Annotated in this window: 14 protein-coding genes; 5 read left to right on the top strand and 9 right to left on the bottom strand. The window is 73.8% G+C overall.

The features are described 5' to 3' along the window. Nucleotides 1-6 precede the first annotated feature (6 nt). The 3 genes from AS857_RS17290 (at nucleotide 7) to AS857_RS17280 (ending at nucleotide 3,769) form a co-directional block, all read left to right on the top strand. Nucleotides 7-1,377, top strand: a complete 1,371-nt coding sequence (locus tag AS857_RS17290; RefSeq protein ID WP_058044220.1) for an ABC transporter substrate-binding protein — start codon at nucleotides 7-9, stop codon at nucleotides 1,375-1,377. Nucleotides 1,378-1,392: 15 nt separating this feature from the next. Further along, complete coding sequence (locus AS857_RS17285; protein ID WP_058044219.1) at nucleotides 1,393-2,817, top strand: carbohydrate ABC transporter permease; 1,425 nt, start codon at nucleotides 1,393-1,395, stop codon at nucleotides 2,815-2,817. Between the two features lie 70 nt (nucleotides 2,818-2,887). Then, nucleotides 2,888-3,769: a carbohydrate ABC transporter permease gene (locus AS857_RS17280; RefSeq protein ID WP_058044218.1), complete on the top strand. Its 882-nt coding sequence runs from the start codon at nucleotides 2,888-2,890 to the stop codon at nucleotides 3,767-3,769. 187 nt (nucleotides 3,770-3,956) lie between these two features. Here AS857_RS17280 and AS857_RS17275 read toward each other — a convergent pair whose 3' ends face one another. Further along, entirely contained in the window at nucleotides 3,957-5,864 is a 1,908-nt protein-coding gene (locus AS857_RS17275) for a glycosyltransferase family 39 protein (protein WP_245700232.1), read from the bottom strand. Nucleotides 5,865-5,964: 100 nt separating this feature from the next. Here AS857_RS17275 and AS857_RS17270 point away from each other — a divergent pair, with 100 nt between their 5' ends. Further along, a complete protein-coding gene (locus AS857_RS17270; protein WP_245700229.1) occupies nucleotides 5,965-7,575 on the top strand; it encodes a glycosyltransferase family 2 protein in 1,611 nt (536 codons plus the stop codon). A gap of 105 nt (nucleotides 7,576-7,680) precedes the next feature. On the opposite strand, the gene AS857_RS17265 is transcribed toward AS857_RS17270, so the two are convergent. From AS857_RS17265 to manB, 6 genes are all read right to left on the bottom strand, one after another. After that, nucleotides 7,681-8,826 (bottom strand): glycosyltransferase, encoded by a 1,146-nt coding sequence (locus AS857_RS17265; RefSeq protein ID WP_058044217.1) that lies wholly within the window; start codon nucleotides 8,824-8,826, stop codon nucleotides 7,681-7,683. Continuing rightward, complete coding sequence (locus AS857_RS17260) at nucleotides 8,823-11,660, bottom strand: bifunctional glycosyltransferase/CDP-glycerol:glycerophosphate glycerophosphotransferase (RefSeq protein ID WP_058046865.1); 2,838 nt, start codon at nucleotides 11,658-11,660, stop codon at nucleotides 8,823-8,825. The genes AS857_RS17265 and AS857_RS17260 overlap by 4 nt, the downstream gene beginning before the upstream one ends. A gap of 2 nt (nucleotides 11,661-11,662) precedes the next feature. Further along, nucleotides 11,663-12,937, bottom strand: coding sequence for a glycosyltransferase family 87 protein (locus AS857_RS17255; RefSeq protein WP_058044216.1), 1,275 nt, complete (start codon nucleotides 12,935-12,937; stop codon nucleotides 11,663-11,665). After that, complete coding sequence (locus AS857_RS17250) at nucleotides 12,934-14,343, bottom strand: hypothetical protein (RefSeq protein WP_144440915.1); 1,410 nt, start codon at nucleotides 14,341-14,343, stop codon at nucleotides 12,934-12,936. The genes AS857_RS17255 and AS857_RS17250 overlap by 4 nt, the downstream gene beginning before the upstream one ends. Nucleotides 14,344-14,443: 100 nt before the next feature. Next, nucleotides 14,444-15,253, bottom strand: a complete 810-nt coding sequence (locus AS857_RS17245) for a polyprenol monophosphomannose synthase (RefSeq protein ID WP_058044214.1) — start codon at nucleotides 15,251-15,253, stop codon at nucleotides 14,444-14,446. A 115-nt stretch (nucleotides 15,254-15,368) separates the two neighbouring features. Next, nucleotides 15,369-16,448: a mannose-1-phosphate guanylyltransferase gene (gene manB / locus AS857_RS17240; protein ID WP_058044213.1), complete on the bottom strand. Its 1,080-nt coding sequence runs from the start codon at nucleotides 16,446-16,448 to the stop codon at nucleotides 15,369-15,371. 129 nt (nucleotides 16,449-16,577) lie between these two features. On the opposite strand from manB, the gene AS857_RS17235 reads away from it, so the two are divergent. Then, the gene (locus AS857_RS17235) at nucleotides 16,578-17,096 is read left to right on the top strand and encodes a GtrA family protein (protein ID WP_079110475.1); all 519 of its coding nucleotides are present in this window, start codon (nucleotides 16,578-16,580) and stop codon (nucleotides 17,094-17,096) included. Here the strand turns inward: AS857_RS17235 and AS857_RS17230 are convergent. Further along, nucleotides 17,024-18,241 (bottom strand): hypothetical protein, encoded by a 1,218-nt coding sequence (locus AS857_RS17230; RefSeq protein ID WP_144440877.1) that lies wholly within the window; start codon nucleotides 18,239-18,241, stop codon nucleotides 17,024-17,026. The genes AS857_RS17235 and AS857_RS17230 overlap by 73 nt on opposite strands. Before the next feature lie 145 nt (nucleotides 18,242-18,386). Beyond that, nucleotides 18,387-23,378 (bottom strand): NAD-glutamate dehydrogenase, encoded by a 4,992-nt coding sequence (locus AS857_RS17225; protein WP_058044210.1) that lies wholly within the window; start codon nucleotides 23,376-23,378, stop codon nucleotides 18,387-18,389. Nucleotides 23,379-23,560: the final 182 nt, after the last annotated feature.

Here is a 23,560-nt window from a genome sequence, read left to right as displayed (position 1 = left end):
GCGGCAATGCGGACTTCGCTTCGTTCGGTGCGCGGGGCGCGCAGCGCTCTGGCACTCCTCGCGGCCGGGACGCTCGCCCTGTCGGCCGCCGGGTGCAGTGACGACGGGGGCGCGCCGGACAGCGGCAGACCGACGTCGGACGCGATCCGGCAGACCGTGCGACTGCCCAGGCTGAACGGGCAGAAGCTCAAGGTGACGGCGGTCTGGACGGGCGCCGAGCAGAAGGGCTTCACGAAGGTCCTGGAGGAGTTCTCCCGGCGCACGGGCGCCCAGGTGGCCTACGTGCCCAGCGGCGACGACATGTCCGCCTTCGTCGGCTCGAAGATCGCGGGCGGCGACCCGCCGGACGTGGCCATGCTGCAACAGCCCGGGGCGCTGCGGGAGTTCGCGCAGAAGGGCTGGCTCAAGCCGCTCGGCGGCGAGGCGGCGGCCGAGCTGGACAAGAACTTCACCAAGGGGTGGCAGGAGCTCGGCTCGTACGGGGGCAAGCGCTACGGCGTCTACTTCAAGGTCAGCAACAAGTCCCTGGTCTGGTACAACACGAAGGTCTTCGACGGGGCCGGGGCCAAGGAGCCGAAGACCTGGCCGGAGTTCCTGAGCACCGCGCAGCTGATCGCGGACTACGGCATCCCGCCGGTCTCGGTGGGCGGGGCGGACGGCTGGACGCTCACCGACTGGTTCGAGAACATCTACCTCTCCCAGGCGGGCCCGGAGAAGTACGACCAGTTGGCGCAGCACCGGATCCCGTGGACGGACCCGTCCGTGAAGGACGCCCTGACGGCGCTCGGCCGGCTCTTCGGCGGGAAGGGCCTGCTGGCGGACGGCAACGCGGGGGCGATCCAGACGCAGTTCCCCACCTCGGTCACCCAGACGTTCACCGGCGGGGAGGAGCCGAAGGCCGCCATGGTCTTCGAGGGCGACTTCGCGGCGGCCAACGTCACCGGGGCCGGGGCGCGGATCGGCAAGGAGGCCAAGGTCTTCCCCTTCCCCGCGGTGGGCGCGAAGGCGCCGGTGGTGACCGGCGGCGACGTGGGCGTGGCGCTGAAGGACGGCCCGGCCGCGCAGGCGCTGCTGACCTTCCTCGCCTCGGCCGACGCGGCGCAGGTGTGGGCCGGGCAGGGCGGCTTCCTGTCCGCCAACAGGAACCTCGCCCTCGACGCCTATCCCGGCGACGTGCTCCGCTCCATCGCCAGGGCCGTGGTCGCCGCGGGCGACGACTTCCGCTTCGACATGTCCGACCTGGCCCCCGCCTCCTTCGGCGGCAAGCCGGGCCAGGGCGAGTGGAAGCACCTCCAGGATTTCCTGAAGAACCCCGGCGACGTGGCGGGCACCCAGCAGAGGCTGGAGTCCGACGCGGCCAAGGCGTTCAAGAGCTGACGGGAGCCCCGCACCATGTCGACCGCGAACGCGGGCGGCGACGCGGCCTCCGGGCCGCCCCGCCCCTCCGGCACCCCTTCCGGCACCCCCTCCACGAGCCCGGGGCCCGCGGGTCCCCCGGCGAGCCCCTCGGCGAGCCCCTCGCCGAAGAAGTCCCGGAGCGTGGCGGGCACCCGCCTCTGGGTGGCCGCCCTGTTCCTGCTGCCCGCGCTGGTCCTGCTCGGCGCGCTCGTCGTCTACCCGATCGGCTACTCCGTCTGGCGCAGCCTCTTCGACGCGAGCGGCGACGGCTTCGTGGGCGTGGACAACTACCACGAGGTCTTCACGGACGACCGGATCCGTACGGCCCTGAAGAACAACATCATCTGGGTGGTCGTCGCGCCGTCGGTGGCCACCGCCCTGGGCCTGATCTTCGCGGTGCTCACCGAACGGGTGCGCTGGGGCACGGCGTTCAAGCTCGTCGTCTTCATGCCGATGGCGGTCTCGATGCTGGCCTCGGGCATCATCTTCCGGCTGGTCTACGAGCAGAACCCCGACCGCGGCGTCGCGAACGCGGTGTGGGTGGGCGTCCACGACACCTTCTCGCCGCCCGCGCCCTTCCCGGGCGCGCACCCCAGGGACGACGGGCTGCTGACGGAGAGCCGCGGGGCGTTCACGACCAAGGCGGTGGTGAAGGCGGGCGGTGCGACCGCGCTTCCGCTGGTGGGCGCGAAGCCCGCGGACATGAAGGGCGCGAAGGACGCCGTTCCGGCGCGGGACGTCGCCGGGAAGGTCACCGGGACGGTGTGGCGGGACTTCACGCGCGGCGGCGGGGGCACGCCGGGCAGGATCGACCAGGGCGAGAAGGCCCTGGAGGGCGTGACGGTGGAGGCGGTCAAGGACGGCCGGACGGTCGCCTCGGCCACCTCTGGCGCCGACGGCACCTTCACCCTGCCCGCCGCGGCCGACGGCGCCCTGCTGCGCCTGCCCGCCTCGAACTTCGCCGCGCCCTACAACGGCGTCGACTGGCTGGGCCCCTCGCTCGTCACCCCGGCCATCATCGGGGCGTACATCTGGATGTGGGCGGGCTTCGCCATGGTGCTGATCGCGGCCGGGCTCGCGAGCGTGCCGCGGGAGCTGCTGGAGGCGGCGCGCGTGGACGGCGCGAGCGAGTGGCAGGTCTTCCGGAGGGTGACGGTGCCGCTGCTGGCGCCGGTGCTCGCGGTCGTGCTGATCACGCTGATGATCAACGTGCTGAAGATCTTCGACCTCGTCTACATCATCGCGCCGGGCGCGAGCCTCGACAAGGCGAACGTGCTGGCCCTGCAGCTGTACCAGTCGTCCTTCGGTACGGACGTCAACCAGGGCGTGGGCAGCGCGATCGCGGTCTTCCTGCTCGTGCTCGTCCTGCCGGTGATGTACGTCAACCTCCGGCGGATCCGAAGGGAGCGGCGGCGATGAGGGAGGCGCTTACGAGAGCGCTTACGGGGGCGGCGCCGATGACCACGAGGGCCACGAGGGGACGGCAGCGATGACCACGCTGGACACGGCCGTACGGGCCAGGCAGTCGCTTCCCGCGCGGATCGCCGCGCGGCTGGGCGGCGGGGTGATGCGGGTCTTCCTCGTCGTGGTCGGGCTGTTCTGGCTGACGCCGACGGTGGGGCTGCTCCTGTCCTCGCTGCGGGACAAGAGAGACATCGCGGCGTCGGGCTGGTGGGAGGTCTTCTCCCACCCGGCGCAGCTGACCACGGAGAGCTACGGCAATCTCTTCGGCAACGACACGGTGATGGAGTCCCTCGGCACCACGGCCCTGATCACCGTGCCGGCGACGGCGCTGGTGATCCTCATCGGCGCTTTCGCCGGATACGCCTTCGCCTGGCTCGACTTCCCGGGCCGGGACTGGTGGTTCATGGCGGTGGTGGGGCTGCTGGTGGTGCCGGTGCAGGTGGCGCTGATCCCCGTGGCCAAGCTCTTCAACACCCTCGGCATCTTCGAGAGCACGCCGGGCGTGGTGCTCTTCCACACCGCGTTCGGGCTGCCCTTCGCCGTCTTCCTGCTGCGGAACTTCTTCGCGGAGATCCCCCGGGAGCTGCTGGAGGCCGCCCGGCTGGACGGGGCAAGCGAACTGCGGCTGTTCCTGCGGGTGGTGCTGCCGCTGGGCGGGCCGGCCATCGCCTCGCTGGGGATCTTCCAGTTCCTGTGGGTGTGGAACGACATGCTGATCGCGCTGATCTTCGCGGACAGCGGGCACCCGCCGGTCACGGTCGCCCTGCAGCAGCAGGTGCGGCAGTTCGGCGACAACATCGACATCCTCGCCTCGGGAGCCTTCCTCTCGATGGCCGTACCGCTCGCGGTCTTCTTCGCCTTCCAGCGGCAGTTCGTGAGCGGGGTGATGGCGGGGGCGGTGAAGTGACGGGGCGGCTCGCCGGGCGGGCGCTCCGCCACGCGGGCGCCTGCCGGCGGACGGCCGAGCCCGTGCCCGTGCCCGTGCCGGGCGCGGACCGCGGAAAGCCCTGCCTCCGCCGCGGCGCTCCACCACCGCGGCGAGAGTCCGGCGGAATGTTCGGACACCGCTGCCACCACCCGCATCCCGCCGCCTCCTAACGGCGTACGTACAGCGATACCGAACCGCCGCGGACGAACACCGCCGCTTCCCTCTCCTCCCGGCAGAACTCCTCCAGGGCGGTCGTCTTCGCGTGCTCCCCCCGCTGCGCGCGGAACCACCGGGTGCCCACGGTGTTGGTGTCCCCCACCACCCACACCCGGCTCCCGGACGGCAGCCGGGCCAGCCGGTCGCGCAGCACGGCGGTGGTGACCTCCTCGCCGAAGAGCGTGCCGGAGGCGGCCGGTGACCGCTTGAGGGTGAGATCGCGCAGGCCGGTGAAGTCACGCGGATAGGCGAGGGCCACGCGGCGCTCGTACAGCGGCAGGAACAGCACCGCGTCCCCCGGCCTCGCCCGCTGCGCGGCCGCCGCGGCGACCGGGGCCAGCTCGTCGCCCCGGCTGGTGGGCAGGCGCTCGCGCTCCTGCAGCGGCAGCTGTGCCACGAAGGCGGCCAGGACGGCCACGGCACCGGCCGCCGTCACGGTCCGCCGCCACGGGACGAGCCCCAGGATCCGGTCGGCGCCGGCCGCGGCGAGCAGGGGTATGCCGGCCAGGCAGAACAGCAGATAGCGGTCGAGGAAGAGCGGCTGGTACTGGGCGGCGGCGTAGAGCAGGACGGGTGGGACGAGGGCCCAGGGCAGGGCGACCGCGGTGAGGCCGAGGGCCCCGCGGCGCGGCGACGCCGGCAGCCGCCCGCGCGCGGGGGCGAGGAGTGCGACCGCGGCCAGGAGGAGCACGGCGCCCAGGACGGGCTGTCCGGGGCCCGCGAACGCCTTCACGAGCGCCTCGGCCTCGGGGCGGCCCGGGGTGCGGATCCAGGAGACCTGGGCGCTCTGCCCCCGGGAGACGATCACCAGCGGTATCAGCGGCAGGCAGGCGGCGGCCGCGGCGCACCCCCAGCGCCGCCAAGTCCTCCACGGCACCCGGGAGAGCAGCAGGGTCACGGCGTGGGCCGCGAGGAGCAGGACCGCGAACTCGTGCAGGAGCGCCGTGCCGGCGACCACCGCGCCATAAGCTGCCCACCGCCCGTACGAGCCGTGCTCGGCCGCACGGACCAGCATCCAGGTGGCGAGCGCGGCGCCCGTGGCGACGAGGGCGTACGAGCGGCCCTCCTGCGCGTAGTGGCTGACGAACGGGGTGACGGCGTAGAGCAGCCCGGCCCACAGGCCGACACGGGGCCGGGCCAGCCGGCAGCCCAGGGCGCCGACGAGCGCGGCGGTGGCGGCGGACGCGGCGACGGACGGCAGCCGCAGCGCGATCTCGTCGGGGCGCACGGCGAGGACGGCGTGCATCAGCGCGTAGTACAGGCCGTGCACCGCGTCGATCGTGCCGAGCACGTGCCACAGCTCCGGCAGGGACCGGCGGGCCACCTGGAAGGTGGCGCTCTCGTCCCGCCACATCGTCCCGCGGTCCAGCCCCCACAGGCCGAGGACGAGCATGACGGCGGCGGGGACGGACACGGCGAGGACGGCGGCGCGGGTGGGGCGGGTGGGCCGGCGGACGGGGCGGGGGCGGGCGGCGGCGCGGGGCCCGGCATCGGGCCGTGCCTGACGGGGAATCAGCCACAGACCGCGCAGCCCGGCCGGCCGGCGGGCGGGGGTGCCCGCGGCGGCTGGCGCGGGCCGGGCGGACGGACCACCGGACGGGCTGCCGGAGGAACCGCCGGACGGCCCACCGGACAGACCACCGGGGGAACCATCGGACGGGCCGCCGGAGAGGCCACCGCGCCGATTACCGGACGGCGCGCCGGACGGGCCGTCCGACGGACCGCTGCCCCGCTCGCCGGGCGACGGCACCTCCGCCCCGCTCCCGGCAGGCCCGCCCGGCTCCCGCCCCGCCTCCGCGCACTCCGCCGGCCCGGCCGGTCCCGCCTGCCCCGCCGATCCCGTCACTCCCACGGCCACTGCCCCTCCCTGCCCCGGCCGGACCCCCGCCGGAGACCCGGCCACACCCGGAATTCCCAATGCCCCGCTTTATACATATTCATCGGTAAAACTGTCTTTCGTGACAGTGAACGAGAGCGGAACCCTGCCCAGCGCGCAGGTCGGCGTCATCGTCATCGGGTTCAACGACGCCGGCCACATCCGCGACGCCGTCCGCTCCGCACTCGCCCAGGGGCCGGCCGTCGCCGAGGTCATCGCCGTCGACGACGCCTCCACCGACGGCACCGCCGCGATCCTCGACGAGCTGGCCGACGGCGACCCGCGCCTGCGCGTCATCCACCGCGCGGCCAACAGCGGCGGCTGCGGCACCCCCCGCAACGACGGCGTACGGGCCGCGACGGCCCCGTACGTGATGTTCCTCGACAGCGACGACACCCTCCCCGAGGGCGCCGTCGACGCCCTCCTCGGCGCCGCCCTGCGCCACCGCGCCCCCGTGGCGGCCGGCCTGTGCGTGCGCCGCGAACTCCCCCAGCGGCGCGACACCGGCTGGCAGCCCGCCCTCTACCGGCGGGCCGCCGTGCACAGCAGCCCCGAGACCCGCCCGGCGCTCCTGCGCGACACCCTGTGCGTCAACAAGCTCTACGCGCGGGGCTTCCTGGCCGAGCACGGCATCGCCTTCCCCGAAGGCCGCTTCCTCTACGAGGACTTCGTCTTCACGGCCCGGGTCATGGCGGCGGCGCCGCGCGTGGCGACCGTCACCGACACCGTCTACATCTGGCACGTGCGGCGCGACGCCGCCGCGCCCTCCATGTCCCTGGACCGCGAGCGCATCGCCAACTGGCAGGCGCGCGTGGCCGCCCACCGGCGCAGCGTCGACGTCTTCCTCGACGCGGGCAGCAAGCCCCTCGCCCGCGCCGCCCGGGTGAAGTTCCTCGACCACGACCTGCGGATGTACGTGCGCGAACTGCCCCTGCGCAGCGCCGGATACCGGCACGCGTGGTGGCGCGTGACCCGCGGCTACCTCGCCGGCTACGACGAGGCCGAGCTGAGCGCCGCCCGGCCGCCGGCCCGCTGGATCGCCCGGGTCGTGCTGGCCGCGGAGGCCCCGCGGGACCTGGGGCGGCTGGCCCAGCTCGCCGCCCGGCCCGCACGGCTGCTGCCGCCGTACGCGGAGGACGACGCCGTCCCCGTCTGGTCGGCGGACCTGCCCGGGGCCGCGCTGGACGGCGTCCTCGGGCCGGAGGCCGTGCCGCCGCACCACCTGCCGGTGACCGTGGACGCCGAACTGCGCCTCGCGGCCCGGGCCCGCGCCCGGCTGCAGCTGCGCGTCCACGACCTCTACGGGCGGCTGGCCACCATCCGTCCCGAGGCCGCGGAGGTCGAGCTGCGCCGCAGGGACGGCGGGCCGGTGCTGCGGCGCGCCGTGCCGCTGGCGGACGAGGGCACGGCGTGGACCGCGCGCGTCGTCCTGCCCCTGTCCGTGCTCGCGGGCCGCGACCGCCGCGACGGCGCGGCCCCGCCGCAGACGTGGGACGTGCGCGTGCGGGTGCAGTGCGCGGGCGGGGCGTTCCGCACGACCGTCCGGGCCGTGGGCGGCGGGCTGCACCGCGCGGCCCTGCCGAGCCTCCGCCACGGCGTCCTGCTGGCCCGGCCCTACGCGACGGTGAACGGCTCGCTCGCGCTGCGCCTGGCGTCGGGCGTGCGCGGCGCGTGGGCGGTGGCGCGGCGCTGACAGGCCGGGGCGGCTTCGCGCCCCGAAAGGGGCGCGGGGAACTGCGCGCCCAGCCACGGACAACTCGCAGTCGAGCTTCATGCCCATGTTCCCCCCTGCCATCGGCTAACGGTCGATTTCCTCGAACAACGCTTCCCACCGGTCGAGCACGGCAGGCAACTGCAGCGGCGAGACGTGCTGACGCGCGGCGCAGCCGTAACGCTCGCGGAGGGCGCCGTCCGCCATGAGCTCCCCGAGCGCGGCGGCGAAGGCCTCCACCTCGCCGGGAGGCACGAGCGTGCCCGTGCGGCCGTGGCGGACCAGCTCGCGGACGCCGCCCGACAGGTCGAAGCTCACGCAGGGGACGCCGAGCGCGGAGGCCTCGGCGAGCGCCATGGGACGGCCTTCGCGCTCGCTGGTGAGGGCGACGACGGAGAGCTCGCGGTAGGCGGCCGCCATGTCCCGCACGCTGCCGCGGAAGTGGACGCGCCCGGCGATGCCCAGGCGGTCGGCCCGGGCGCGCAGCTCCTGCTCCAGCGGGCCGTCCCCGAAGAGGTGCAGCTCCCACTCCCCCGGCTGTGCGGCGGCGGCCGCGGCGAAGGCGTCGAGCAGCCGGTCCAGGCGCTTGACGGCCTCCAGTCGGCCGACCGCGCCGACGCGCCGGGTGTCCAGGGAGGCCCGGCCCGTGGGGGCGAAGGGCAGGGGGTTGGGCAGGACGGTGGCGTTGGGCAGCCGGCGGCGCCGGAACTCGGCGGCGTCCGGCTCGCTGAGGAACACCGCCTTCTCCAGGGCCGGGTAGTGGCGCAGGATGAGCTGGAGGTTCTCGGAGGTGCACGCCTGGTGGAAGGACTCGTGGTACTGCCCGATGCCCTTCAGGTGGGACCACTCGACCGCCTGCAGCCACACCGCCGCCCAGGGCGAGCCGATGACGACCATGCCGTCGCGGACGTCGGCGAAACGGCGGGCCAGCCGCTCCCGCGCCCGCTCCCGCTCCTGCCGCTCGGCGCGCGCCGCCCGCAGCCGCGCGGGGCTCAGCCGCTCGCCGAAGGAGACGGCGCGCCAGGCGGGCGGGGGCGGGGTGCGGTAGAGGGTGGTGCGGCGGTAGGCGGGGGCGGCCAGGAAGGTGTGGGGCTCCGGGCTGGGGCGGATGCCGATGAGTTCGACGCGGTGGCCGCGCTCGGCGAAGCCCTGGGCGAGCGTGTGCAGGACGCGCTGCGAGCCGCCCATGGAGTCGACGTCGATCCCGAGGAGGAAGAGGTTGCGCCGCTTCACCGGGCCTCGCCCCCTGCGAGGACCCGTGCGAAGAACAGGTCCACCACGGTCTCGCTCGACTTGCCCGTCTCGTAGGGGTTGAACCGCTCCCGGAAGCGGGCGTAGGCCCCGGCCCACTCCTCCTGCACCGCCTTCAGGTCCCGCAGGGCGGCGATGAGCTGGTCGGTCGTGGTGAGCATCGGGCCGGGCGCGATGTCGGGCAGGTCGTAGTAGGTGCCGCGGGCGGTGGCGCGGTAGTGCTCGTAGTCGTCGGTGAAGAAGAGGATGGGGCGGCCGAGGTTGGCGTAGTCGAACATCAGGGACGAGTAGTCCGTGAGGAGGGCGTCGGAGGCGAGCAGGAGGTCGTTGAGGTCGGCGAAGTCGCGTCCGTCGCGCACGGCGTGGCCGAGCTCGCGGGGGACGGTGTACCGCTCGTAGTAGTGCGGCCGGACGACGATCGTCCACTCCTCGCCGAGGTAGCGCACGAGCTCGGCCAGGTCGGCCCGGACGGACTCGCCGCTGCCGCGCGCGCCGTCGCGGAAGGTGGGGGCGTAGAGCAGGACGCGGCGGCCGTCGGGGATCTGCAGGCGCTCGCGGGTGGCGGCGGCGCGCTCGCGGCGGCCGGGGTCGTCCCAGCGGACGAGGTCGTCGTTGCGGGGCAGGCCGGTGCGCAGGAGCTCGCCCGTGTAGCCGTTGGCGCGGACGAACGTGCGCTCGAACTCCTCGCTGGGGGCGATGAGGGCGTCCCAGCGGGCGATCGTCTCGCGGTGGCGCTGCCGCCGCTCGGGGCCGGCCAGCCGCAGCTCGGGCACGTCGAAACCCATGTGCTTGAAGGCCTGTCCGTGCCAGGTCTGCAGATAGCGGGTGGCGGGGCGCTTGCCGTAGAGCGTGGGGAAGCCGTGGGAGTCCACCCAGTAGCGGGCGCGGGCGAGGGCGTGGACGTACTCCCAGCTGCCGCGGCGGACCAGCGGGAGCCCCTCGGGGTAGGAGGAGCGGTTGCCGGAGTAGGACCAGACGGCGTGCAGGGGAAGCTCGCGCCGCTGCAGCTCCTCGTGGATGGCTCGGGGGCTGTCCGCGTAGCCGCGGCCCTCCAGGGCCTCGAAGACGACGAGGCCCTCGTCCACGGGCAGTTTCTGCAGCTCGTGGTAGGTGAGGGCCTTGATGCGGGGGCCCGTGACGCGGCGGGTGAGCCGCTGGACGCTGCGCCGGACGGGCTGCAGCCGACCGGCCGCGGCCTCCGCCCGGCCGAGGGCGCCGGCGCGCTCCCAGGACAGCTCCAGCCGGCCGGCGCCGTGCCCCTCGCAGGCCACGCGCACGGTGTGGGCGGCGAGCGGGCCGCGCTGGGGGATCCTCGCCTGCAGCGGGGCGAGGCCCGCGGGGGCCAGCAGGGGGTCGGTGCGGGTGAGGCCGAGGCGTTCGAGGACGACGACGGGGTGTCTGCGGCCGCGGAAGCCCTTGGGGCCGACGGGGATGCGGCGCAGGTCGAGAACGGCCTCGGCGGTGCGGTAGGCGAAGCGGCCGTCCTCGCCGGGCGCGGCGGGGTCGTACGCGAAGGGCACGGTCAGCGGCTCGCCGGTGGTGGCGATGCGCAGCTCGGTGCCGACCGGGCTCGGTGCGGTGAGCAGCAGGGCGGGGTCGTAGGTGCGCAGCCGGATCCGCAGGAGGGGCCCGTCGGGGGCGACTTCGGCCACTTCGTGGCGCAGGGGGCCGGCGGTGAAGGGCTGGTCGTCCAGGCGCCAGGCGGTGATGTCGAGGCCGGCGGCCTCCTCGGCGTTCAGCGGCAGGGACAGGCCCCAGTACGTGCGGCCGGCTTCGCGGACGACGTGGCGGGGGGCGAGCCGGGGCCGGTCGAGGGTGCGGGCGCACTCGGCGGCCTCCTCGTACCGCCCGGCGCACAGCAGGAACTGACAGATCTGCTGTTCGCGGGGCATGGCGGCGAGGGCCTCGGGGGCGATCTCCGCGAGGTAGGGGGTGACGGCGGCGGCGAAGCCGGCGATCCACTCGGGGTCGCGGAAGGGGAGGTCGCCGAGGTAGAGGCGGAAGTCGTGGCGGAGGAACTTCTCGTCCTTCGCGGGCCGCAGGGCGGCGTTGCCGGACTCCTCCAGGAAGGCATCGATGAGCCGGGCGGCCTTGATGCGGTCGACGGCGTTGCGCAGCTTGTGGCGGCTGGAGGAGATGGAGAGCGTGGCGGGGTCGGCGGCGAGCCGCCAGGTGTAGACGGGCCAGGGGACGACGGCGAAGGTGCGGGCGAGGGTGAGGGCGCGGGCGGTGAAGAGCTGGTCCTCGTAGTGCATGTCCTCCGGGAAGCGGAGGCCGTGGCGGGCGAGGAAGTCCGCGCGGTAGAGCTTGTTGGTGGAGAGGTGGTCGAGAAAGAACTCGGGGGCGGAGCGGATGCCGTGGACCAGGCGCACGTCCCCGAAGAGCTCGGGGTACCACAGGCCGGTGGTGCCGGACTCCTCGAAGAGGCGGGTGACCTCGCCGGTGACGAGGTCGGCGCCGGTCTCCTCGGCGGTGAGCAGCAGGGACTTGCAGGCGTGGTACGGCAGTTCGTCGTCGCTGTCGAGGAACATGAGGTGGGGGGCGCGGGCCGCGTCGATCCCGGCGTTGCGCGGGGCGCCGCAGCCGCCGCTGTTGACGGGCAGCCGGATGAGCCGCACGCGGGGATCGGCGGTGGTGAGGCGCTCGGCGGCCGCGAAGGTACCGTCCGTCGAGCAGTCGTCGACGATGATCACTTCGAGGTTGCGCAGGGACTGGGCGAGGACCGACCGCACGGCGCGCGGCAGGCGGTCGGCGTCGTTGTGGACGATCACGACGACGCTGACATCGGGGCCGGGGGCGGGATGTGCGGCGGTCACGGTCACCTCGTCTCGGTGCGGTCCGGCGCATCGCGGGCACGCTCGGGCGGCCCGCCATCCGCGCGGACGGATTCGCGATTACTCAAAGCGTAGACGCGAGCACTGACAGTCACCTCCCCCGAGGGGTCCGAGCGGGTGCGCCAGGCGTGCAGGGCCAGGGCCGCGGTCACCCCGGTGATCAGTACGACGTCGCGGAAGGCGTGCCTGCGGGCCGTCTCCAGGTGCGGCCACGACACCCCGGCGACCTCCGGCAGCAGCGGCAGCCACAGCCACACCGAGCGCGCCGCGGCGGCGCGCACCACCAGCGACGCGGCGAGCGAGGGCAGCACGACCAGCATGTAGTGCTGGAACGACGGCCGTGACACCAGGAACGCCGCGAGCATCAGCAGCGACGCGCACTCCACCAGCCGCAGGGCCGGATCGCCGCCGGCCCGCCACCGCAGGCGGGCGCACAGCAGGACCGCGACCGCCGCGCCGGCCGCGAGCGCGAGGGCCAGCGGCTCCGGCACGCCGAGCCGGGGCAGCACGGACGGCCACGCGGCGTCGAACGGGCGGGCGTACGCGTCCTGCCCGCGCAGCAGGAACGGCAGCGTCCGGGTGAAGAACAGCCCGGGCCGCGGCATCGCCAGGGCCGCCGCCAGCGACACGGCGGCGGGAACGCCCACGGCCCAGGCCAGCGCCCGCCACCGCCGGGCGAGCACGAACAGCAGCAGCAGCGGCACGAGCATCGGCTTCAGCGCTATGGCCGCCCCCACCACCGCCCCGGCCGCGCACCAGCGCCCGTGGCGGGCGAGCAGCAGGGCGGCGGGGAAGGCGACGGCCGACAGGGCCGTCCAGTTGCCGAGGTAGACGACGCCGTGGAAGGGCTCGAAGACGCCGAGCGCCGCGACGACGCCCGCCGCGAGCCGGCTGTCGGCCCGTACCCCGAAGATCCGCAAGGCCAGCACCACCCCGGCAAGGACGAGCAGCGCGGTGACGACGGGCACCGCCCTGGCCAGCGCTTCGTTGCCGAACACGGTCTCGGGGACCGCGGCGAACACCGCGCCCGGCAGATAGAGGAACCGTTTGTCCGCGTACGGCGAGCCGCCGTCGAGCAGCGCCCGCGCCGCCCGTACGACCACCGCGTTGTCTATCCCGGGCATCCGCGGCCCCTGCACCACCCGCACGACGTCCAGTGCGAGCACCAGCAGGGCCGCGGACAGCACCGGCCACGGGGCCCGTCCGCGCAGCCACCTCCCGAGGGCGTCGGGGCGGCTCGCGGCCTCCGCGGCGCTCACGGCGCGACCTCGGCGAGGAGGAAGCCGGCCGGGCCCCGGACGGTCCGGCGCAGGGCCGGATCGCCCCGGTCCAGGCCCGGCCCGCCGTTCTTCTGCAGGACCCAGCGCACGCGGTACTCCTTGAGGATGCCGAGCCGCTCGGCCCGGGAGGTGGCCGGGGCGAAGTAGCGGCGGGTCGCGTCGTGGCGGCGTGCCGCGTCGCGGAGGAAGACGTCGGGATAGGCGGGGGCGACGGTGTACGGCCCGTAGGCGGGCAGCATCCGCAGCGCGTAGTAGTTGTCGGTCATCACCGTCTGCCGCGCGGGCACCTCACGCGCCGCCCAGGTGAACCGCGGCCAGAGCGCGACGGTGTGGATGTGGCGCAGGACGGGCGGAAGGGCCTGGGGGCGCAGGACGTACGTGAGCACCCCCGCTTGCGTCCACGCGCCCGCCAACAGGGCGACGGCCGTCAGCGGGACGAGCGCCATCCGTGTGCGGCGGCTGCCGGTGGCCGCTTCGAGAGCGAGGGCGAGCTGTGCGGGGACGAGGACGGCGGGCAGGATCCGGCCCCACGCCTGATGGCCGCTCAGGCCGCCGGCCGCGAAGACGGCGAGCCCCAGCAAGAAGAAGATCACCAGCGGGTCACGGCGGTCGCGCCGGGCCCGCAGCACGAGCGCGGCCGCGCCGAGACCGATCAGGCAGAACTTCGTCGCGAGGTGGTCGTAGAGCGGCCGGTGGATGCCGTCCAGGCCGCCCGTCCCGAGCAGGGAGAAGAACGCGTAGTACGGCCAGCAGGCGAGCACCGCCGCGGCCAGGGCGCACGCTGCGGCGACCCGTACCCACACCGCCCGTCCGGGCCACGGCCGCGCGCCGAGCAGCACCGCGGCGGCCCCGAGCGCCGCGACGGCGCCCGTGAACTGATGGGTGAGCAGGATCCCGGCGAGCAGCAGCCCGAGCCCCAGGAAGGCCGCCGTGCCCCACGCGGCGGCCGGGCCGCGCCGCAGCAGCGCCCACAGATGGAAGGCCATGCCGAAGGCGAACGTGCTCGGGTAGGCGAGAGTGAGCGAAATCGAGGTGAGCCCGAGGACGCCGCTCCACGCGAAAAGCCTCACTCCGTACAGCAGGAGCAGGCACAGCACCGCCAGCAGCACCGCCGTCCTACTGCGCGTGAACGTCCGCACGAAGGCGTGGACGCCGGTGCCGAGGAGGACGAGCCCGGCGAGCGCTCCCAGGCGCAGCACAGTGAAGGTGCCCCAGCCGGTGGCCGATCCGGTGAGGGCGAGCAGGACGGTCCACGGCGAGTAGTACGGGCTCGGGGTCGGGGCGTCGACCAGGGGGTTGCCGGGGTGGAGGGGATCGGCGCGCAGCCGTTCGAGGACGGCCGCGTGCATGCCGAGGTCGCCGGACCACGGCAGCCGTACGGTCATCAGCAGCAGGAGGACGGCCAGCAGCAGGACGGCGGCGGCAGCGGGCCCGCGGGCCGCCGCTGCGCGGGCCGGGCGGGCGGCCCCGGGCGGGGCCGCCCGCTCAGCGGGGACGGTGGCCGGAAGCACGGGCCGACCTCGTGCGCAGCCGCCACGGCATGACCACCGATTCGAGCTGGACGGCCAGGTTCATCTTCGACTCGCCGGCGGTGCGGTCCTCGAAGTGGATGGGCACCTCCATGACCGTGTACCCGGCCTTGAGCGCGCGGTACTTCATCTCCACCTGGAAGCTGTAGCCGGCGCTGTCGACGGTCTCCAGGTCGATGGCGTCCAGGGCGGCGGCGGACCAGAGGTTGAAGCCGCCGGTGATGTCCCGCACGCGGGTGCCCAGGATCGTGCTGGCGTAGGCGTTGGCCCAGCGGGAGAGGGCCTTTCTGTGCGCGCCCCACGCGTCGGAGAGGGAGCCGCCGGGCACGTAGCGGCTGCCGACGACGACGTCCGCGCCGGTGGCGAGGGCGACCCCGAGCAGCTCGGGGATCTTCTCCGCGGGGTGGCTGCCGTCGGCGTCCATCTGCAGGACGTAGGAGGCGCCTTCGGCGACGGCCCGGGCCATGCCGGCGGCGTAGGCGCGGCCGAGCCCGTCCTTGGTGGTGCGGTGCAGGACGCCCACCCGGGTCCGGCCGGGCTCGTTGTACTTCTCGGCCAGCTGTTCGGCGATGGCCCCGGTGCCGTCGGGGCTGTTGTCGTCGACGACCAGCAGCCGCAGGCCCTCCAGCGGCAGGGCCATGAGCGCCTCCGCCATGGTGGCCAGGTTCGCCGCCTCGTTGTACGTCGGCATGACGACGGTCGTCGCGGTGCTGCCCCACTCGGCGGGCAGCGGGGGCGCCGCGGCGGGGGTGTGTGGTGCGCTCATGGGCTCGGTCCTCGTGGGTTCGTCGGCAGGGGGACTGCAGGGGCCGGAGGGCGTCGGAGGCATCGGAGACATCGGAGACTTCTGGGAGCCGGAGGGAGCCGGGGCCGACCCGGCGTCAGGCGGCGGAGAAGCGGATGGCCGCGTCGGGGATGGCCGTGCCGCACCAGACGCGGGCGCCGTCGCACAGTTCGTTGTCGGCGCCGACCTCCGCACGGTCGCCGATCACCACGCCGTCCAGGGCGGTGCGCGGGCCGACCCGGGCGTCCCGGCCGATCATGCTGGCGCGGATCCGGGCGCCCGCCCCGATGTGCGCGCCGTCCAGCACGACGGACCCCTCGACGTCCGCACCGGCCTCGACGTGCGCACCGGCGCCGACGACGGTCCCGCCGGACAGGCGGGCCCCTTCCTCGACGCGGGCGCCGGGCAGCACCAGGTGCTCGCCCGGTTCGCCGGGGACGGCGGGCGAGCGGACCACCCCGCGGACGAGGTCGGCCGACGCCTGGACGAAGGAGGCGGGGCGGCCGAGGTCCAGCCAGTACGAGGCGTCGACCACGCCGTGCAGCAGCGCGCCGGAGGCCAGCAGGCCGGGGAAGGTCTCGCGCTCGACGGAGACCGGGCGGCCGGCGGGGATGGTGTCGATGACGTCGCGGCGGAAGACGTAGGCGCCGGCGTTGATCTGGTCGGTGACGATCTCCTCGGGGCGGCCGGGCTTCTCCGTGAAGGCCAGCACGCGCCCGTCGGCGTCGGTGGGGACGAGACCGAAGGCCCTGGGATCGGCCACCCTGGTCAGGTGCAGGGTGACGTCGGCCCGGGCCTGTTCGTGACGGCGCAGCAGGCCCCGGATGTCCAGCCCGGTGAGGATGTCGCCGTTGAAGACGAGGACGGGGCCGCGCGGGCCGGTGGTGAGGGCCTCCGCCGCGCTGCGGATGGCGCCGCCGGTGCCGAGCGGCTCCTTCTCGGTGACGTACGTCAGGCGCAGGCCGTGGGCGGTCCCGTCGCCGAAGTAGGGCTCGAAGACCTCGGCGAGGTAGGAGGTGGCGAGGACGACGTGGCCGACGCCGGCGGCCCGGGCGCGGGCCAGCTGGTGGGCGATGAAGGGCACTCCGGCGGCCGGGACCATCGGCTTCGGCGTGTTGAGGGTGAGCGGCCGGAGCCGGGTCCCCTTGCCGCCGACGAGCAGTACCGCCTCTGTCATGCCACTGTCCTCGCCGTCATCTTCGCACTGTGTCAGTTTTTGCGGCAATTTACACTACAATCAGTTCTCTGCGGCAAATGTCTGCTTTGCGTGGCGGCCATACCGGGACGACCGTAATGGGAGAGGCCCTTGCGACCCTTGCGACCAGCGGCGACGTCGGGGCTCGCGGCCCTCGGCCGGGAATTCGCCAAGTTCGGCGCCGTCGGCGGCCTCGGCATCGTCGTCAACCTCGCGGTCTTCAACCTCTGCCGTACCGTCACCGGCCTCCCGGTGGTGCGCTGCAGCGTGATCGCGACCGTGGTCGCCATCGCCTTCAACTACCTGGGCCTGCGTCACTTCGCCTACCGCGACCGCGACCGGAGCCGGCGCAGCCGCCAGGTCGCCCTCTTCGCCGCCTTCAGCGCCATCGGGCTGGTCATCGAGAACGGGGTGCTCTACGTCGCCACGTACTCCTTCGGCTGGGACACCCCGTTCCAGAACAACCTCTTCAAGTTCCTGGGCATCGGCGCCGCCACGCTCTTCCGCTTCTGGTCCTACCGCGCCTGGGTGTTCAGGGCCCTGGCGCCCGGCGCCCCTCACGGCGACCCCTCGAACAGCACCAGCAACCCCGCCGCGTACCACCCCGAGACCACCGCACCCCCACCGTAGAGACACACCCGCACCCCAAGCGGAGCACGGGCGAGCGGCCTGGCCGCCAACAGCAGCAGAACCGGCAGGAACGGCAGCATGAAGCGTGGCTTGGACAGCGGCGAACCCGGCGTCCCCACCATCAGCACCCACGCCCCGGCGACCGCCACGACCAGCTGCCACGGCACCTTCCGGTCCCGCGCCAGCGCCAGCACCCCGATCGCCCCCAGCACCACCACCGCGATCACCGCGGCCGACCGCAGGTCGCCTATCCGGCCCGCGTGCCGGTAGAGCAGCATCCCCTTCAGCACCTGCACGGTGCCCGCGCCGAAGTCGAAGGACTGGCCCCACGCGCGCTCCGCCTCGAACCAGCCGTCCACCCGGCCCACCTTGCTCCCCAGGTACAGCCAGCTCCCCAGCAGCCCCAGGGGCGCCGTCAGCAGCGCGACCCAGGCCCGCCGGCCGCCCCGGCGCTGCACCAGCTCCCACCCGGCGGCCAGCACGACCGTGCCGACCAGCACCGTGGCGCTCGGCCGCACCGTCCCCGCCACGACGCACAGCGCGGCCGCCGTCAGCCAGCGCCGCGCCAGTATGGCCACCAGCGCCCAGATCAGGGCCGCGCTGAACACGCCCTCCGAGTACGGCACCCACAGCGCGAACGCGTACGGCGAGCAGGCCCACAGCGCCACGCACGCGTACCCGGCGCCCGGACGCCCGCCGACGGCGCGCACGAGCCGGAACACCCCCGCGGCGGCCACCGCGGCGCCCGTCCACGACACCACCACCCCGGACCACGCCAGGGACAGCCCCGTCACCAGCCGCACCGACCGGATCAGCCCGGGCACCAGCGGGAAGAACGCGAGCCTGCTGAACTTCGGCTCCCCGTCCGGGCCGTAGGGGATCTCCCCCGGATAGCCGCGCTTGGCGATGTGCAGGTAGTTGCCGCTGTCCCACCGGTACAGCAGCACCTCCGGGCCTCGCCCGAGATGGCGGCTCACCAGCAGGAGCACCGCGAATCCGACCGCCGACACCGCCAGGTAGAGGGCCACCGCGCGGGCCGTCCCGTGGCGCGGGAGCGCGGGCGGCGGGGGCGGCGCGGCGCGGCGCGCGCCGTCGGACAGGGCATCGGAGGAGGGCCCGGACGTCAACCGGGAAACGGCCTTCATCCGTCCCTCTTAGCACGGCAAAAGGACGACCCCGGGGGTTTTGTCCCCAGGGCCGTCCTTTGTTCACTCCGGCGTCAGCCGTGCGTCAATTCGCCGCGGCGCGCGGCCCGGGCGGGCTGCCCGGGCGCACGCTCCGGCACACCGCTCAGGTGTGCGTCCGCAGCAGGGTGCGCATCGTCCGCATGGCCACCGACAGGTTGGCCAGGTCGAACGCGTCCGATCCGTGGATCTCGTCGAGCGTGGTGCGCGCCCGGCTGAGGATCGCCGCGTTCTTCTCCTCCCAGGCCTGGAAGCGCTGCTCCGGCGTCGAGGAGCCGTTGCCCACCGAGAGGATGTCGGCCGTCAGCGCGGCGTGGGCCGCGTACAGGTCCTCGCGGATGGAGGCGCGGGCCATGGACTGCCAGCGGTCCGCGCGCGGCAGCTCGATGATCCGGTCCATCAGCTGGGTGATGTGCAGCCGGTCCCCGAGGTCGTAGTAGACCTCGGCCACGTCCAGCGGCTCCTTGCCGGCGCGGTCGGCGACCGCGACGACGTCCAGGGCCGGGAAGACGGAGGAGAAGCCCGCCACGCGCACGGCCAGCTCGTCCGGCACCCCGCCGTCCACCAGCTCGTCGCGGATGGACTGCCACCACTCCATGTCGGCGCCCTTGAGCAGCTTGGGCAGCTCGGCCCAGACCTTGGCGACGCCGTCGTGGAAGAACTCGATCGTCCCGGCCAGCTCCAGCGGCTGCGGCCGGTTGTTGAGCAGCCAGCGGGTGCCGCGCTCGACCAGGCGCCGCGAGTGCAGCCGGATGCGGGTCTGCACGTCGGCCGCGACCACGTTGTCCAGGCCCTCGACGGCGTCCCACACGGAGCCCAGCTCGAAGATGGCGCGGGCGGCGGCCTGCGCCCGGACGATCTCCTCCAGCGAGGCCCCGGTCTCCTCCCGCAGGCGGTGCAGGAAGGTCGAGCCGCCGCTGTTGACGGTGTCGTTGACCAGGACGGTGGTGATGATCTCCCGGCGCAGGGCGTGGGCGTCGACCTGCTCGGCGAAGCCGCTGCGCAGCGCCTGCGGGAAGTAGGCGTGCAGCAGCCGCTCCAGGTACGGGTCGTCCGGCAGCCCGGTGCCGAGCAGCTCCTCGGCCGTGGTGATCTTGATGTAGGCCAGCAGGACGGCCAGCTCCGGCTGGGTCAGCCCGCGGCCCGCGGAGAGCCGCTCGCGGATCTGCCGGTCGTTGGGCAGGAACTCCAGGGCCCGGTCCAGGTGGCCGTCCCGGCCGAGGCGGCGCATGATCCGCTGGTGGGCGTGGAGCAGGCTGGGGGCCTGTTCCACGGCGTTGGCCAGGGCCACGTTCTGCGCGTAGTTGTTGCGCAGGACCAGCTCGCCGACCTCGTCGGTCATCTCGGCGAGGAGCTTGTTGCGCTGCTTGACGGTCATGTCGCCGTCGATGACGAGCGCGTTGAGCAGGATCTTGATGTTCACCTCGTGGTCCGAGGTGTCCACGCCGGCGCTGTTGTCGATGGCGTCGGTGTTGATCCGGCCGCCGTTGGAGGCGAACTCGATCCGGCCGAGCTGGGTCAGGCCCAGGTTGCCGCCCTCGCCGACGACCTTGACGCGCAGGTCCTGGCCGTCGACGCGGATGGCGTCGTTGGCCTTGTCGCCGACGTCCGCGTGGGACTCGGCCGAGGCCTTGACGTATGTGCCGATGCCGCCGTTCCACAGCAGGTCGACCTGGGCGCGCAGGATGGCCTTCATCAGCTCGGCGGGGGTCATCTTGGTGATGCCCTGCTCGATGCCGAGGGCCTGCCGCACGTGGGCGTTGACCGGGATCGACTTGGCGGTGCGCGGGTGGATGCCGCCGCCCTGGGAGAGCAGCCCTGTGTCGTAGTCGGCCCAGGACGAGCGGGGCAGCTCGAACAGGCGGCGCCGCTCGGCGTAGGAGACGGCCGCGTCCGGGGTCGGGTCGATGAAGATGTGGCGGTGGTCGAAGGCGGCCACCAGGCGGATGTGCTCGGAGAGCAGCATGCCGTTGCCGAAGACGTCACCGGACATGTCGCCGACGCCGACGACCGTGAAGTCCTGCGTCTGGGTGTTGTGGCCCAGCTCGCGGAAGTGGCGCTTGACCGACTCCCAGGCGCCGCGGGCGGTGATGCCCATGCCCTTGTGGTCGTAGCCGGCCGAGCCGCCGGAGGCGAAGGCGTCGCCGAGCCAGAAGCCGTAGGACTGGGCGACCTCGTTGGCGATGTCGGAGAACGTCGCGGTGCCCTTGTCGGCGGCGACGACGAGGTAGGTGTCGTCCTCGTCGTGGCGGACGACGTCCTTCGGGGGCACGACCTCGCCGCCGACCATGTTGTCGGTGATGTCGAGGAGACCGGAGATGAACGTCTTGTACGAGGCGATGCCCTCGGCCAGCCACGCGTCGCGGTCCACCGACGGGTCGGGCAGGCGCTTGCCGACGAAGCCGCCCTTGGCGCCCACCGGCACGATGACGGTGTTCTTCACCATCTGGGCCTTGACCAGGCCGAGGATCTCGGTGCGGAAGTCCTCGCGCCGGTCGGACCAGCGCAGACCGCCGCGCGCGACCTTGCCGAAGCGCAGGTGCACGCCCTCCACCCGCGGCGAGTACACCCAGATCTCGAAGGCCGGGCGGGGCGCCGGCAGCTCGGGGATGGCCTGCGGGTCGAGCTTGAGGGACAGGTAGGGGCGCGGCGTGCCGTCGGCGTTGCGCTGGAAGTGGTTGGTGCGCAGCGTGGCCTTGATGACCGTGAGGAAGGCCCGCAGGATGCGGTCCTCGTCCAGGCTGGCGACCTGGTCCAGGGCGCCGTCCAGCTCCTCCAGCAGGCCGTCGATGAGCTCGTTGCCGGCGCGCTGGAGCGCGGGCGACATCCGGGCCTCGAAGAGGTTGACCAGCAGGCGGGTGGTGTGGACGTTGTTGCTGAGGGTGTCCTCCATGTACGCCTGGCTGAACGGCCAGGCGGCCTGCCGGAGGTACTTGGCGTAGGCCCGCAGCACCATGGCCTGCCGCCAGTCCAGGCCGGCGCGCAGCACCAGGTTGTTGAAGTTGTCGTTCTCCGCGGCGCCGGTCCACACGGCCGCGAAGGCCTCCTGGAAGCGGATGCGGGCGTCGTCGCCCTCGATCCGCTCGGGCATCCGCAGACCGAAGTCGTAGATCCAGGCGGTGGTGCGGTCCGAGCAGCGCAGCTCGTACGGGCGCTCGTCGACGACCTCGACGCCGAGGCGGTGGAGCACCGGCAGCACGGCGGACAGCGAGACGGGCTCACCCGTGCGGTAGATCTTGAAGCGGCGCTCGCCGGGGGCCGCGCCGACCGGCTCGTACAGGCTGAGCTCGAAGTCGCGGTCGCCGCCGGCGACGGTGAGCTTCTCCAGGTGACCGAGGTCGGAGACGGCGCTGCGGGGGCTGTGGTCGGCCTTGTAGCCCTCGGGGAAGGCCTGGCCGTAGCGGCGCAGCAGCTCGGCGGCGCGCTCCTCGCCGACCTCGGCGGTCAGCGTCTCGGCGAAGCCGTCCGCCCAGGAGCGGGCGGCCTCGACCAGGCGGGCCTCGATGCGGTCGGCGTCGGCGTCGGTGAGCTCGCGCAGGGTCGCGCCCGGCTCGACGCGGACGACGAAGTGCAGCCGGGAGAGGACCGACTCGGTGTTCCACGCGGTGAAGTCGACGCTGGAACCGCCGAGCTCCTCCTTGAGGATGTCGATCAGGCGCAGCCGCACCCCGGTGGTGTAGCGGTCGCGCGGGAGGTAGACCAGCGCCGAGTAGTAGCGCCCGTACTCCTCCTGGCGCAGGTACAGCCGCAGCCGGCGGCGCTCCTGGAGGTAGAGCACGCTCGTGGCGATGGAGCGCAGCTGCTCGGCGGCGATCTGGAAGAGCTCGTCGCGCGGGTAGGTCTCCAGGATCTGGAGGAGGTCGCGGCCGTCGTGGCTGTCGGGCGTGAAGCCGGCGTCGGCGAGGACCTGCTGGACCTTGCGGCGGACGACGGGCACGCGGCGCACGGACTCGGTGTACGCGGCGGAGGAGAACAGGCCGAGGAAGCGGCGCTCGCCGACCACGTTGCCGTCGGCGTCGAACTTCTTCACCCCGACGTAGTCGAGGTAGGAGGGGCGGTGGACCGTGGCGCGGCTGTTGGCCTTGGTGAGGACGAGCAGCTTGTGCTCGCGGGCCTTGGCGCGGGCGTCGGCGGGCAGCCGGTTGAACGAGGGGGACGCCGGGCGGGGCAGGTGCGAGTGCGGGCCGCCCGCGCGCTGCTGCTCGTCGTGGTGGGGGTCGGAGCGCAGGATGCCGAGGCCGGTGCCGGGGACGGCGCTGAGCACGTCCTCCTCGCCGCCTTCGGTGGCGACCTTCGTCAGCTCGTACTCGCGGTAGCCGAGGAAGGTGAAGTGGTCCGCGGCCAGCCAGCGCAGCAGCTCGCCGGCCTCGGTGGTGTCCGACGCGGCGACATCGCCGGGGAGGGGCTCGCCGGGGAGGTCGTCGGCGATGCGCAGGGCGGCGTCGCGCATCTTGGACCAGTCCTCGACGGCCTCGCGGACGTCGGAGAGGACGCGCAGCAGGTCGTTGGTGATCTGCTTGAGGTCGCCGCGGTCGGTCTCGCGGTCGATCTCGACGTGGATCCAGGACTCGGTGAGCGCGTCGTGCGGCAGGACGGCGTCCTTGCCGCTGCCGTGGGCTTCGCAGTTGGAGCCGAGGACCTCGAGCAGGCGGCCGGTGACGTCACGGCGCACGATGACCTGCGGGTGGATCACGACGTGGATGCCGCGACCCTGGCGGGAGAGCTCGTTGGTGACCGAGTCGACCAGGAAGGGCATGTCGTCGGTGACGACCTCGACGACGGAGTGGCTGCAGGTCCAGCCGTTCTCCTCGACGGTCGGGGTGTGCACCCGGACGTTGGCCGTGCCCTGCGGGCGGTTCTCGGCGAGGCGGTAGTGCGAGACCGCGGCGCCGTAGACGTCGACCGGGTCGCGACCCGTGAGGTCCTCCGGCGCCGTGTGCAGGTAGTAGCGCTGGAGGTACGCGGTCAGGGTCTCCTGGTCGAGTCCCGCCTCGCCCTTCGGCCCGGTCGGTTGTTGCCCCCCGGCAGGGCTGTTCTCAGCGACGCGGGCCGCCCTCTCGAGCAGCTCTGCCTTGGCTTCGTCCAGCTTGGTCTGCATGTCCTCTGGCTCCTGTCGCGCGCCGTTGCGTGACATAGGTGGTGAAGGCATCACGCCGCGACGCGGGGTCTCCGGTCGTCTTCGACGGTATGCCGGAATGAGGGATGACCGGAGCGGTCCGGGCCGATTCGGCCGAATGCGCTCCGCCCGGGCGACCAGCGGCTTCCCGGGTGCCGTGGCAC

It is taken from the genome of Streptomyces roseifaciens (assembly GCF_001445655.1).
Classification (GTDB): Bacteria; Actinomycetota; Actinomycetes; order Streptomycetales; family Streptomycetaceae; genus Streptomyces; species Streptomyces aureoversilis.
This window is presented reverse-complemented; position numbering and strand designations above follow the sequence as displayed.

Excerpts from the sequence above, each read along its gene's own strand:
- AS857_RS17230 (WP_144440877.1), bottom strand. The coding sequence starts at position 18,241 with ATGAAGGCCGTTTCCCGGTTGACGTCCGGGCCCTCCTCCGATGCCCTG.
- AS857_RS17285 (WP_058044219.1), top strand. The coding sequence starts at position 1,393 with ATGTCGACCGCGAACGCGGGCGGCGACGCGGCCTCCGGGCCGCCCCGC.
- AS857_RS17225 (WP_058044210.1), bottom strand. The coding sequence starts at position 23,378 with ATGCAGACCAAGCTGGACGAAGCCAAGGCAGAGCTGCTCGAGAGGGCG.
- AS857_RS17245 (WP_058044214.1), bottom strand. The coding sequence starts at position 15,253 with ATGAGCGCACCACACACCCCCGCCGCGGCGCCCCCGCTGCCCGCCGAG.
- AS857_RS17290 (WP_058044220.1), top strand. The coding sequence starts at position 7 with ATGCGGACTTCGCTTCGTTCGGTGCGCGGGGCGCGCAGCGCTCTGGCA.
- AS857_RS17250 (WP_144440915.1), bottom strand. The coding sequence starts at position 14,343 with ATGACCGTACGGCTGCCGTGGTCCGGCGACCTCGGCATGCACGCGGCC.
- AS857_RS17280 (WP_058044218.1), top strand. The coding sequence starts at position 2,888 with ATGACCACGCTGGACACGGCCGTACGGGCCAGGCAGTCGCTTCCCGCG.
- manB (WP_058044213.1), bottom strand. The coding sequence starts at position 16,448 with ATGACAGAGGCGGTACTGCTCGTCGGCGGCAAGGGGACCCGGCTCCGG.